The organism is Pseudomonas sp. Snoq117.2 (genome assembly GCF_900110545.1).
Taxonomy (GTDB): Bacteria; Pseudomonadota; Gammaproteobacteria; order Pseudomonadales; family Pseudomonadaceae; genus Chryseomonas; species Chryseomonas benzopyrenica.
Window position 1 is genome coordinate 1 of the sequence record NZ_FOED01000024.1, and the last position, 9,438, is coordinate 9,438.

Sequence of the window (9,438 nt, forward strand, 5' to 3'; positions counted from 1 at the left end):
TCTCCGGTCGCGGCACCGTGGTAACCGGTCGTGTCGAGCGTGGCATCGTCAAGGTCCAGGAAGAAGTCGAGATCGTGGGCATCAAGGCCACCGTCAAGACCACCTGCACCGGCGTTGAAATGTTCCGCAAGCTGCTGGACGAAGGCCGTGCTGGCGAGAACGTCGGCGTGCTGCTGCGTGGCACCAAGCGTGAAGACGTGGAGCGTGGCCAGGTGCTGGCCAAGCCGAACACCATCAAGCCGCACACCAAGTTCGAGTGCGAAGTGTACGTGCTGTCCAAGGAAGAAGGTGGTCGTCACACCCCGTTCTTTAAGGGCTACCGTCCGCAGTTCTACTTCCGCACCACCGACGTGACCGGTAACTGCGAGCTGCCGGAAGGCGTCGAGATGGTGATGCCGGGCGACAACATCAAGATGGTTGTCACCCTGATCGCTCCGATCGCGATGGAAGACGGTCTGCGTTTCGCCATCCGTGAGGGCGGTCGTACCGTCGGCGCCGGCGTGGTTGCCAAGATCATCGAGTAATCGATTGATCTGAAACGAAAAAAGGCCCTCCGGGGCCTTTTTTCTTGGCTCGTGAAATTGACAGATGGCAAAAGAGGCGTTCTTGACAGCCGCCGACGACATCCTTAGAATTGCGCCTCCTTTAATCGGGCACCTTTTTGTCCGAGAGGAAAGCTTGGAGTCTGAGGTCAAATGCAAAATCAACAAATCCGTATTCGGTTGAAGGCTTTTGATCATCGCCTGATCGATCAATCCACCCAGGAAATCGTAGAAACTGCGAAACGTACTGGTGCTCAGGTGCGTGGTCCGATTCCTCTGCCTACCCGCAAGGAACGTTACACAGTGCTGATTTCTCCGCACGTCAACAAGGACGCTCGTGACCAGTACGAAATTCGTACCCACAAGCGTGTGCTCGACATCGTTCAGCCCACCGACAAGACCGTCGATGCGCTGATGAAGCTCGATCTCGCCGCTGGCGTTGAAGTGCAAATCAGCCTCGGCTGAGACCGTCAAGGTTTCAGTCGTGTAACGCTCTGAAATGGGCGGCCATAGCGGGTGAAAGCCCCGTACACTCAAGAGGTTCTCAACATGACGATTGGTTTAGTCGGTCGTAAATGCGGTATGACCCGCGTTTTCACCGAAGAAGGCGTTTCCGTTCCGGTTACGGTCATTGAGATCGAGCCGAATCGCGTAACCCAATTCAAAAGCGAAGAAACCGATGGCTATCGTGCCATTCAGGTAACCGTGGGCGAGCGTCGTGCTTCCCGCGTGACCAAGGCGCAAGCCGGTCACTTCGCCAAGGCCAGCGTTGCCGCTGGTCGTAGCGTCCTCGAATTCCGCCTGGAAGACGGTGAGTACAAGGCCGGCGACGAAGTCACCGTAGCCCTGTTCGAAGCCGGTCAGATGGTTGATGTCACTGGTCAGTCCAAAGGTAAGGGCTACGCCGGTACCATCAAGCGCTGGAACTTCCGTGGTCAGGACAACACCCACGGTAACTCCGTTTCCCACCGTGCACCTGGTTCCATCGGCCAGTGCCAGACTCCTGGTCGAGTGTTCAAGGGCAAGAAAATGTCCGGTCACCTGGGTGCGGAGCGTGTAACCGTTCAGTCGCTGGAAGTCGTGCGTGTAGACGCCGAGCGCAACCTGCTGCTGGTCAAGGGTGCCGTCCCCGGCGCGCCGGGTGGTGACGTGATCGTGCGTCCCGCTGTCAAGGCCCGTGGTTGAGAGGAGAGAGAACATGCAACTCAATGTGAATGGCTCTCAAGCTATCGAAGTCTCCGAGCACACCTTCGGCGGTGAATTCAACGAGACCCTGGTTCACCAGGCAGTCGTCGCCTACATGGCTGGCGGTCGTCAGGGCACCCGTGCCCAGAAGACCCGTTCCGAAGTCCGTGGCGGTGGCAAGAAGCCCTGGCGTCAGAAGGGCAGCGGTCGTGCCCGTGCCGGTACCATCCGCAGCCCCATCTGGCGCTCCGGTGGCGTGGCTTTCGCAGCCAAGCCCCAGGATCACAGCCAGAAGCTGAACAAGAAGATGTACCGCGCTGCACTGCGCTCCATCCTCGCCGAGCTGGTCCGTCTGGATCGTCTGGTCGTGGTTGACGACTTCGCCGTCGACGCGCCCAAGACCAAGACCCTGGTCAGCAAGCTGGACGGCCTGGGCCTGAGCGACGTGCTGATCGTGACCGACGCTGTCGACCAGAACCTGTATCTGGCTGCCCGCAACCTGCCTTTCGTCGACGTGCGTGATGTCCAGGGTTCCGACCCGGTCAGCCTGATCGCCTACGACAAGGTGCTGGTCACTGTGTCCGCCGTGAAGAAATTCGAGGAGCTGCTGGCATGAACCAGGAACGCGTATTCAAAGTGCTGCTTGGCCCGCACATCTCCGAGAAGGCCACCATGCTGGCGGACAGCCAGAAGCAGTTCGTATTCAAGGTTGCCACCGATGCAACCAAGCTGGAAATCAAGAAGGCCGTCGAGCAGCTGTTCGAGGTCAAGGTTCGCAGCGTCAGCACCCTGAACGTCCAGGGCAAGACCAAGCGTACCGCTCGTGGTCTGGGCAAGCGTAACGACTGGAAAAAAGCGTACATCGCGCTCCAGCCGGGCCAGGATCTCGACTTTTCCAGCAGCGCCGAGTAATCAGGGGGCATCATGGCAATCGTAAAATGCAAGCCGACCTCCGCTGGCCGCCGCTTTGTGGTCAAGGTGGTCAACTCTGATCTGCACAAAGGCGCGCCCTACGCTCCTTTGCTGGAGAAGAAGAGCAAGTCCGGCGGCCGTAACAACAATGGTCGTATCACCACTCGCCACATCGGCGGTGGTCACAAGCAGCACTACCGTCTGGTCGATTTCCGTCGCAACAAGGATGGCATCCCTGCCGTCGTTGAGCGTATCGAATACGATCCGAACCGTACTGCACACATCGCTCTGCTGAAGTACGCCGATGGCGAGCGTCGCTACATCATCGCTCCCAAGGGCGTTGCTGCCGGTGACCAGCTGCTGTCCGGCGCTGGCGCGCCCATCAAGGCTGGCAACAACCTGCCGCTGCGTAACGTGCCGGTCGGTAGCACCATCCACGGTATCGAGCTGAAGCCTGGCAAGGGCGCTCAGATCGCTCGCTCCGCGGGTACCTCCGCTCAGCTGGTCGCCCGCGAAGGCGCCTACGTCACCGTGCGTCTGCGCAGCGGTGAAATGCGCAAGGTGCTGTCCGAGTGCCGTGCCACCCTGGGCGAAGTGTCCAACGGTGAGCACAGCCTGCGTTCGCTGGGTAAGGCCGGTGCCACCCGCTGGCGTGGCGTGCGTCCGACCGTTCGTGGTGTCGCCATGAACCCGGTCGATCACCCGCACGGTGGTGGTGAAGGTCGTACTTCCGGTGGCCGTCATCCGGTTTCGCCGTGGGGCGTCAAGACCAAGGGTCTCAAGACGCGCTCCAACAAGCGTACCGACAAGATGATTGTCCGTCGCGGCAAGTAATCAGTAGAGGATTCGACTGTGCCCCGTTCTCTGAAGAAAGGTCCTTTTATCGATCTTCACCTGTTGAAGAAGATCGAAGTCGCGGTGGAAAAGAACGAACGCAAACCGATCAAGACCTGGTCGCGTCGTTCGATGATCCTGCCGCAAATGGTCGGCCTGACCATCGCTGTGCACAACGGTCGTCAACATGTCCCCGTTCTGGTGAACGAAGACATGGTCGGCCACAAACTCGGCGAGTTCGCTGCTACCCGCACCTATCGCGGTCATGCGGCTGACAAGAAAGCCAAGCGTTAAGGGGTAAGGAAGATGGAAGTAGCCGCTAAGCTGTCGGGCGCTCGTATCTCCGCCCAGAAAGCCCGCTTGGTCGCCGACCAGATTCGCGGGAAGAAGGTGGGCGAAGCGCTCAACCTGTTGACTTTCAGCAGCAAGAAAGCCGCTGAGATCATGAAGAAGGTGCTGGAGTCGGCTGTTGCCAACGCCGAGCACAATGAAGGCGCCGACGTGGACGACCTGAAGGTCTCCACTGTCTTCGTAAACGAAGGTCGTTCGCTCAAGCGCATCATGCCGCGTGCCAAAGGTCGTGCTGATCGCATCGTGAAGCGGTCTTGCCATATCACGGTCAAGGTTGCGGACAAGTAACGGAGTCGATCAGATGGGTCAGAAAGTACATCCCAATGGCATTCGCCTGGGTATCGTCAAGGAGCACACTTCGGTCTGGTACGCGGATAAGCGCACTTATGCGGACTATCTGCTGGCCGACCTGAAGGTTCGTGAGTACCTCCAGGACAAACTAAAAAGCGCGTCCGTAAGCCGTATCGATATTCATCGCCCGGCTCAAACCGCACGCATCACCATCCACACCGCCCGTCCCGGTATCGTGATTGGCAAGAAAGGTGAGGATGTCGAGAAGCTGCGTCAGGACCTGACCGCAAGAATGGGTGTGCCCGTGCACATCAACATCGAAGAGATCCGCAAGCCGGAGCTCGACGGTGCCCTGGTTGCGCAGAGCGTTGCGCAGCAGCTTGAGCGTCGTGTGATGTTCCGTCGCGCCATGAAGCGCGCCGTACAGAACGCGATCCGCATTGGTGCCAAAGGCATCAAGATTCAGGTGAGCGGTCGTCTGGGCGGTGCTGAAATCGCCCGTACCGAGTGGTATCGCGAAGGTCGTGTGCCTCTGCACACCCTGCGTGCCGATATCGACTACGCCACTGCGGAAGCCCACACCACTTACGGTGTGATCGGTGTGAAGGTTTGGATCTTCAAGGGTGAGGTCATTGGTGGCCGCCAGGAAGAGCTCAAGCCCGTCGCCCCGGCTCCGCGCAAAAAAGCTGCTGCTAAGTAAGGAGTACGCAACATGCTGCAACCCAAGCGTACAAAATTCCGCAAGCAGATGACCGGCCACAACCGTGGTCTGGCTCATCGCGGTAGCAAGGTCAGCTTCGGCGAGTACGCGCTGAAGGCTGTCGGCCGTGGCCGTCTGACCGCTCGCCAGATCGAATCCGCACGTCGTGCGCTGACCCGTCACGTGAAGCGTGGCGGCAAGATCTGGATCCGCGTCTTCCCTGACAAGCCTGTCACCAAGAAGCCTCTCGAAGTGCGGATGGGTAAAGGTAAGGGTAGTGTCGAGTACTGGGTAGCCCAGATCCAGCCGGGCAAGGTCCTGTACGAGATCGAGGGTGTTTCCGAGGATCTGGCTCGTCAGGCATTCGCCCTGGCCGCTGCCAAGCTTCCGCTCGAAACCTCCTTTGTTAAGCGGACGGTGATGTGATGAAAGCGAAAGATTTGCGTGAGAAATCCGTAGAGGAGCTGAACGAGCAGCTTCTCAACCTGCTGCGTGACCAGTTCAATCTGCGTATGCAGAAGGCAACTGGCCAGTTGGGTCAGTCTCACATGCTCTCGCAAGTGAAGCGCGACATCGCTCGCGTCAAGACTGTGCTGAACCAGCAAGCAGGTAAGTGATCATGGCTGAAGCTGAAAAAACTGTCCGTACGCTGACCGGCCGAGTGGTCAGCGACAAGATGGACAAAACCGTCACCGTACTGATCGAGCGTCGCGTCAAGCACCCGATCTACGGCAAATACGTGAAGCGTTCCACCAAGCTGCACGCTCACGACGAAACCAATCAGTGCCGCATTGGTGACCTGGTCACCATTCGCGAAACCCGCCCGCTGGCCAAGACCAAGGCGTGGACCCTGGTTGACGTCGTCGAGCGCGCCGTTCAGGTATAAGGGTAGAGAGCCATGATCCAGACTCAATCCATGCTTGACGTCGCCGACAACAGCGGCGCTCGTCGCGTGATGTGCATCAAGGTGCTCGGCGGTTCCCACCGCCGTTACGCCGGCATTGGCGACATCATCAAAGTCACCGTCAAGGAAGCAATTCCGCGCGGCAAGGTGAAGAAAGGTCAGGTGATGACTGCTGTCGTCGTGCGTACCAAGCACGGCGTCCGCCGCACCGACGGTTCCATCATCCGCTTCGACGGCAACGCCGCGGTTCTGCTGAATAACAAGCAAGAGCCGATTGGCACCCGTATCTTTGGGCCGGTGACCCGTGAACTTCGCTCCGAGAAGTTCATGAAGATCGTCTCCCTTGCCCCCGAAGTGCTGTAAGGAGTAGCCGACATGCAAAAGATTCGTCGTGACGACGAGGTAATCGTCATTGCCGGCAAGGACAAGGGCAAGCGTGGCAAGGTGCTGAAGGTACTCGCCGATGACCGTCTGGTCGTTGGCGGGGTCAACCTGATCAAGCGCCACACCAAGCCCAACCCCATGCTGGGTGTTCAGGGTGGCATCGTAGAGAAAGAAGCCCCTCTGCATGTCTCCAACGTTGCCATTTTCAACTCCGAGACCAACAAGGCTGACCGCGTTGGTTTCAAAGTCGAAGACGGCAAGAAGATTCGTATCTTCAAGTCGACCCAAAAAGCGGTCCAGGCCTGAAGCTGCTAGGTAGATCACCATGGCTCGATTGAAAGAGATTTATCGGAAGGAAATCGCGCCCAAGCTGAAAGAGCAGCTTCAGCTGGGTAACGTGATGGAAGTTCCGCGCATCACCAAGATCACCTTGAACATGGGTCTGGGCGAAGCGGTCGGTGACAAGAAGATCATCGACAACGCCGTAGCTGACCTGGAAAAGATCGCTGGTCAAAAGCCGGTCGTGACTTATGCTCGCAATTCCATTGCTGGCTTCAAGATTCGCGAAGGCTGGCCGATCGGCGTCAAGGTGACCCTGCGTAGCGATCGCATGTATGAATTCCTGGATCGTCTGCTGTCCATCTCCCTGCCGCGCGTGCGTGACTTCCGCGGCCTGAATGCCAAGTCCTTCGACGGTCGCGGCAACTACAGCATGGGCGTGAAAGAGCAGATCATCTTCCCGGAGATCGATTACGACAAGATCGATGCGCTGCGTGGTATGGACATCACCCTGACCACCACCGCTCGTACCGACGAGGAAGGCCGTGCGCTGCTGCGCGCGTTCAACTTCCCGTTCCGTAACTGATTGAGGTCTTCAGATGGCTAAGCAAAGCATGATTAACCGCGAGCTGAAGCGTCAGCAGACGGTTGCCAAGTACGCCAAGAAGCGCGCCGAGCTGAAGGCGACCATCGGTAATGTCAACGCCTCCCCCGAGGACCGTTGGAATGCCCAGGTCGCCCTGCAGAAGCAGCCCCGTGACGCCAGCGCCAGCCGCATGCGTAACCGCTGCCGCCTGACCGGTCGTCCGCACGGCGTGTACCGTAAGTTCGGTCTGTCCCGCATCAAGCTGCGTGAAGCAGCCATGCGCGGTGACGTGCCCGGCCTGGTGAAGGCCAGCTGGTAACAGCTAGCGCCTTTCATCGCGGTAATTGAATCAAGCCCCTTTTGGGGCTTGATTCGTTTCAGGCCGATCTCTAGAATGCTCGGCTCGCCCGAATCGGCCTATTGCCGAGGGGTGATTTTTGAGAGCCGGTAGGCTCAATTTCTGTATTAGGAGCTAATAGCCCATGAGTATGCAGGACCCGTTAGCAGACATGCTAACTCGTATCCGTAATGCCCAGATGGCTGAAAAGGCCGTTGTGAGCATGCCTTCTTCCAAGCTGAAGGCTGCCGTTGCCAAAGTCCTCAAGGACGAAGGTTACATCGCGGATTTTCAGGTCAGCGCGGAATCCAAGCCGTCGCTGTCCATCGAGCTGAAGTACTTCGAAGGCAAGCCTGTCATCGAAGAGCTGAAGCGTAGCAGCCGTCCCGGTCTGCGCCAGTACAAAGCCGTTGACCAGCTGCCGAAAGTGCGTGGCGGTCTGGGCGTGTCGATCGTTTCCACCAACAAAGGTGTGATGACTGATCGCGCGGCCCGTGCTGCTGGTGTTGGCGGCGAAGTGCTCTGCACAGTCTTCTAAGGGGAATCAGCATGTCTCGCGTTGCTAAAAACCCTGTAAGACTGCCTGCAGGCGTCGAAGTTAATCTGGCCGGTCAGGCGCTTTCGATCAAGGGTGCCAAGGGCGCTCTGGAACTGAAGGTCCATCCGTCCGTTGAAGTCACTCAAGAGTCCGGTGAGCTGCGTTTCGCTGCTCGCAATGGCGATCAGCAGACCCGTGCGATGGCCGGCACTACCCGTGCCCTGGTCAACAACATGGTGGTCGGCGTCAGCCAGGGCTTCGAGCGCAAGCTGCAACTGGTCGGTGTGGGCTACAAGGCCCAGGCCAAAGGTCAGGTGCTGAACCTCGCTCTGGGCTTCTCTCACCCCGTGGACTACGACCTGCCGCAAGGCATCACCGCAGAAACCCCCAACCAGACCGAAATCCTGATCAAGGGTATCGACAAGCAGCTGGTCGGCCAGGTTGCGGCTGAGATTCGTGGTTTCCGTCCGCCGGAGCCTTACAAGGGCAAGGGTGTACGGTATGCCGACGAAGTCGTCCACCGTAAAGAAGCCAAGAAAAAGTAGGGCATAGCAAATGACCGTCAAGAAAGAAACCCGACTGCGTCGCGCTCGCAAGGCTCGCCTGAAGATGCGCGAACTGGAAGTGGTCCGTCTGTGCGTGTACCGCTCTTCCCAGCACATCTATGCCCAGGTCATCGCGGCCGACGGCAGCAAGGTCCTGGCCAGCGCTTCTACGTTGGACAAAGAACTGCGCGAAAGCGCTACCAGCAACGTCGAGGCGGCCAAGAAAGTTGGTCTGCTGGTCGCCGAGCGTGCCAAGGCCGCTGGCGTTACCCAGGTGGCCTTTGATCGTTCTGGCTTCAAGTACCATGGTCGCGTCAAAGCGCTGGCCGACGCTGCTCGTGAAGGCGGGCTGGAGTTCTAAGTCATGGCAAATAACGATCAAAAGCGCGACGAAGGCTACATCGAGAAGCTGGTTCAAGTTAACCGCGTAGCCAAAACCGTGAAAGGCGGCCGTATCTTCGCCTTCACCGCTCTGACCGTGGTTGGCGATGGCAAAGGCCGCGTTGGCTTCGGCCGTGGCAAGGCCCGTGAAGTGCCTGCCGCCATCCAGAAGGCTATGGAAGCTGCTCGCCGCAACATGATCCAGGTGGATTTGAACGGCACCACCCTGCAGTACCCGGTCAAGGCCGCCCATGGCGCCTCCAAGGTGTACATGCAGCCCGCTTCCGACGGTACCGGCATCATCGCCGGCGGTGCCATGCGCGCCGTGCTGGAAGTCGCTGGTGTGCAGAACGTCCTGGCCAAGTGCTACGGCTCCACCAACCCGGTAAACGTGGTGTACGCGACCTTTGAAGGTCTCAAGCACATGCAGGCGCCGGAAGCTGTTGCCGCCAAGCGTGGCAAGAGCGTCGAGGAGATTCTCTGATCATGGCTAACGCAACCGTCAAGGTCACGCTGATCAAGAGCGTCCACGGCCGTCTGGCCAATCACAAGGCTTGCGTCAAGGGTCTCGGCCTGCGTCGCATTGGTCACACCGTCGAAGTTCAGGACACCCCTGAGAATCGCGGCATGATCAACAAGGCCTATTACCTTCTGCGTGTGGAGGGTTAA

21 protein-coding genes are annotated in these 9,438 nt (G+C 58.7%); all 21 read left to right on the plus strand.

The genetic code is table 11. The features are described from left to right. A partial coding sequence (locus BMZ43_RS24750; protein ID WP_256563416.1) for an EF-Tu C-terminal domain-related protein occupies positions 1 to 524 on the plus strand: 524 nt, incomplete at its 5' end. Positions 525 to 695: 171 nt separating this feature from the next. Beyond that, a complete protein-coding gene (gene rpsJ, locus BMZ43_RS24755) occupies positions 696 to 1,007 on the plus strand; it encodes a 30S ribosomal protein S10 (RefSeq protein ID WP_003243886.1) in 312 nt (103 codons plus the stop codon). An 84-nt stretch (positions 1,008 to 1,091) separates the two neighbouring features. After that, positions 1,092 to 1,727, plus strand: a complete 636-nt coding sequence (rplC, locus tag BMZ43_RS24760; RefSeq protein WP_007161251.1) for a 50S ribosomal protein L3 — start codon at positions 1,092 to 1,094, stop codon at positions 1,725 to 1,727. Positions 1,728 to 1,740: 13 nt separating this feature from the next. Further along, a complete protein-coding gene (gene rplD, locus BMZ43_RS24765) occupies positions 1,741 to 2,343 on the plus strand; it encodes a 50S ribosomal protein L4 (protein ID WP_017640279.1) in 603 nt (200 codons plus the stop codon). Continuing rightward, complete coding sequence (rplW, locus tag BMZ43_RS24770) at positions 2,340 to 2,639, plus strand: 50S ribosomal protein L23 (protein ID WP_007161249.1); 300 nt, start codon at positions 2,340 to 2,342, stop codon at positions 2,637 to 2,639. The genes rplD and rplW overlap by 4 nt, the downstream gene beginning before the upstream one ends. A 12-nt stretch (positions 2,640 to 2,651) precedes the next feature. Next, on the plus strand, positions 2,652 to 3,473 hold the full coding sequence (gene rplB, locus BMZ43_RS24775; RefSeq protein ID WP_007161248.1) for a 50S ribosomal protein L2: 822 nt from the start codon (positions 2,652 to 2,654) through the stop codon (positions 3,471 to 3,473). Between the two features lie 18 nt (positions 3,474 to 3,491). Next, a complete protein-coding gene (rpsS, locus tag BMZ43_RS24780) occupies positions 3,492 to 3,767 on the plus strand; it encodes a 30S ribosomal protein S19 (protein WP_007161247.1) in 276 nt (91 codons plus the stop codon). A gap of 12 nt (positions 3,768 to 3,779) precedes the next feature. Then, complete coding sequence (gene rplV / locus BMZ43_RS24785; protein ID WP_007161246.1) at positions 3,780 to 4,112, plus strand: 50S ribosomal protein L22; 333 nt, start codon at positions 3,780 to 3,782, stop codon at positions 4,110 to 4,112. A gap of 13 nt (positions 4,113 to 4,125) precedes the next feature. Next, on the plus strand, positions 4,126 to 4,815 hold the full coding sequence (gene rpsC / locus BMZ43_RS24790; RefSeq protein ID WP_007161245.1) for a 30S ribosomal protein S3: 690 nt from the start codon (positions 4,126 to 4,128) through the stop codon (positions 4,813 to 4,815). 12 nt (positions 4,816 to 4,827) lie between these two features. After that, entirely contained in the window at positions 4,828 to 5,241 is a 414-nt protein-coding gene (rplP, locus tag BMZ43_RS24795; protein WP_017640282.1) for a 50S ribosomal protein L16, read from the plus strand. After that, a complete protein-coding gene (rpmC, locus tag BMZ43_RS24800) occupies positions 5,241 to 5,432 on the plus strand; it encodes a 50S ribosomal protein L29 (RefSeq protein WP_007161243.1) in 192 nt (63 codons plus the stop codon). Before rplP ends, rpmC begins: the two co-directional genes overlap by 1 nt. Positions 5,433 to 5,434: 2 nt before the next feature. Further along, a complete protein-coding gene (gene rpsQ, locus BMZ43_RS24805; RefSeq protein WP_007161242.1) occupies positions 5,435 to 5,701 on the plus strand; it encodes a 30S ribosomal protein S17 in 267 nt (88 codons plus the stop codon). A 12-nt stretch (positions 5,702 to 5,713) separates the two neighbouring features. Then, the gene (gene rplN, locus BMZ43_RS24810) at positions 5,714 to 6,082 is read left to right on the plus strand and encodes a 50S ribosomal protein L14 (RefSeq protein ID WP_007161241.1); all 369 of its coding nucleotides are present in this window, start codon (positions 5,714 to 5,716) and stop codon (positions 6,080 to 6,082) included. A gap of 12 nt (positions 6,083 to 6,094) precedes the next feature. Continuing rightward, the gene (gene rplX, locus BMZ43_RS24815) at positions 6,095 to 6,409 is read left to right on the plus strand and encodes a 50S ribosomal protein L24 (RefSeq protein ID WP_017640283.1); all 315 of its coding nucleotides are present in this window, start codon (positions 6,095 to 6,097) and stop codon (positions 6,407 to 6,409) included. 19 nt (positions 6,410 to 6,428) lie between these two features. Next, positions 6,429 to 6,968, plus strand: a complete 540-nt coding sequence (gene rplE, locus BMZ43_RS24820; protein WP_007161239.1) for a 50S ribosomal protein L5 — start codon at positions 6,429 to 6,431, stop codon at positions 6,966 to 6,968. A 13-nt stretch (positions 6,969 to 6,981) separates the two neighbouring features. Beyond that, complete coding sequence (gene rpsN / locus BMZ43_RS24825; RefSeq protein WP_017640284.1) at positions 6,982 to 7,287, plus strand: 30S ribosomal protein S14; 306 nt, start codon at positions 6,982 to 6,984, stop codon at positions 7,285 to 7,287. Between the two features lie 163 nt (positions 7,288 to 7,450). Next, entirely contained in the window at positions 7,451 to 7,843 is a 393-nt protein-coding gene (rpsH, locus tag BMZ43_RS24830; protein ID WP_017640285.1) for a 30S ribosomal protein S8, read from the plus strand. Positions 7,844 to 7,854: 11 nt separating this feature from the next. Beyond that, complete coding sequence (gene rplF / locus BMZ43_RS24835) at positions 7,855 to 8,388, plus strand: 50S ribosomal protein L6 (RefSeq protein WP_017640286.1); 534 nt, start codon at positions 7,855 to 7,857, stop codon at positions 8,386 to 8,388. Positions 8,389 to 8,398: 10 nt separating this feature from the next. After that, a complete protein-coding gene (gene rplR, locus BMZ43_RS24840; protein ID WP_007161235.1) occupies positions 8,399 to 8,749 on the plus strand; it encodes a 50S ribosomal protein L18 in 351 nt (116 codons plus the stop codon). Between the two features lie 3 nt (positions 8,750 to 8,752). Then, complete coding sequence (rpsE, locus tag BMZ43_RS24845; RefSeq protein WP_007161234.1) at positions 8,753 to 9,253, plus strand: 30S ribosomal protein S5; 501 nt, start codon at positions 8,753 to 8,755, stop codon at positions 9,251 to 9,253. 2 nt (positions 9,254 to 9,255) lie between these two features. Beyond that, entirely contained in the window at positions 9,256 to 9,438 is a 183-nt protein-coding gene (rpmD, locus tag BMZ43_RS24850; RefSeq protein ID WP_007161233.1) for a 50S ribosomal protein L30, read from the plus strand.

What these genes read in the sequence shown, in the direction of transcription:
- rpsJ (WP_003243886.1), top strand. Translation starts at nt 696, where the DNA reads ATGCAAAATCAACAAATCCGTATTCGGTTGAAGGCTTTTGATCATCGC.
- rplC (WP_007161251.1), top strand. Translation starts at nt 1,092, where the DNA reads ATGACGATTGGTTTAGTCGGTCGTAAATGCGGTATGACCCGCGTTTTC.
- rplD (WP_017640279.1), top strand. Translation starts at nt 1,741, where the DNA reads ATGCAACTCAATGTGAATGGCTCTCAAGCTATCGAAGTCTCCGAGCAC.
- rplW (WP_007161249.1), top strand. Translation starts at nt 2,340, where the DNA reads ATGAACCAGGAACGCGTATTCAAAGTGCTGCTTGGCCCGCACATCTCC.
- rplB (WP_007161248.1), top strand. Translation starts at nt 2,652, where the DNA reads ATGGCAATCGTAAAATGCAAGCCGACCTCCGCTGGCCGCCGCTTTGTG.
- rplV (WP_007161246.1), top strand. Translation starts at nt 3,780, where the DNA reads ATGGAAGTAGCCGCTAAGCTGTCGGGCGCTCGTATCTCCGCCCAGAAA.
- rpsC (WP_007161245.1), top strand. Translation starts at nt 4,126, where the DNA reads ATGGGTCAGAAAGTACATCCCAATGGCATTCGCCTGGGTATCGTCAAG.
- rplP (WP_017640282.1), top strand. Translation starts at nt 4,828, where the DNA reads ATGCTGCAACCCAAGCGTACAAAATTCCGCAAGCAGATGACCGGCCAC.
- rpmC (WP_007161243.1), top strand. Translation starts at nt 5,241, where the DNA reads ATGAAAGCGAAAGATTTGCGTGAGAAATCCGTAGAGGAGCTGAACGAG.
- rpsQ (WP_007161242.1), top strand. Translation starts at nt 5,435, where the DNA reads ATGGCTGAAGCTGAAAAAACTGTCCGTACGCTGACCGGCCGAGTGGTC.
- rplN (WP_007161241.1), top strand. Translation starts at nt 5,714, where the DNA reads ATGATCCAGACTCAATCCATGCTTGACGTCGCCGACAACAGCGGCGCT.
- rplX (WP_017640283.1), top strand. Translation starts at nt 6,095, where the DNA reads ATGCAAAAGATTCGTCGTGACGACGAGGTAATCGTCATTGCCGGCAAG.
- rplE (WP_007161239.1), top strand. Translation starts at nt 6,429, where the DNA reads ATGGCTCGATTGAAAGAGATTTATCGGAAGGAAATCGCGCCCAAGCTG.
- rpsN (WP_017640284.1), top strand. Translation starts at nt 6,982, where the DNA reads ATGGCTAAGCAAAGCATGATTAACCGCGAGCTGAAGCGTCAGCAGACG.
- rpsH (WP_017640285.1), top strand. Translation starts at nt 7,451, where the DNA reads ATGAGTATGCAGGACCCGTTAGCAGACATGCTAACTCGTATCCGTAAT.
- rplF (WP_017640286.1), top strand. Translation starts at nt 7,855, where the DNA reads ATGTCTCGCGTTGCTAAAAACCCTGTAAGACTGCCTGCAGGCGTCGAA.
- rplR (WP_007161235.1), top strand. Translation starts at nt 8,399, where the DNA reads ATGACCGTCAAGAAAGAAACCCGACTGCGTCGCGCTCGCAAGGCTCGC.
- rpsE (WP_007161234.1), top strand. Translation starts at nt 8,753, where the DNA reads ATGGCAAATAACGATCAAAAGCGCGACGAAGGCTACATCGAGAAGCTG.
- rpmD (WP_007161233.1), top strand. Translation starts at nt 9,256, where the DNA reads ATGGCTAACGCAACCGTCAAGGTCACGCTGATCAAGAGCGTCCACGGC.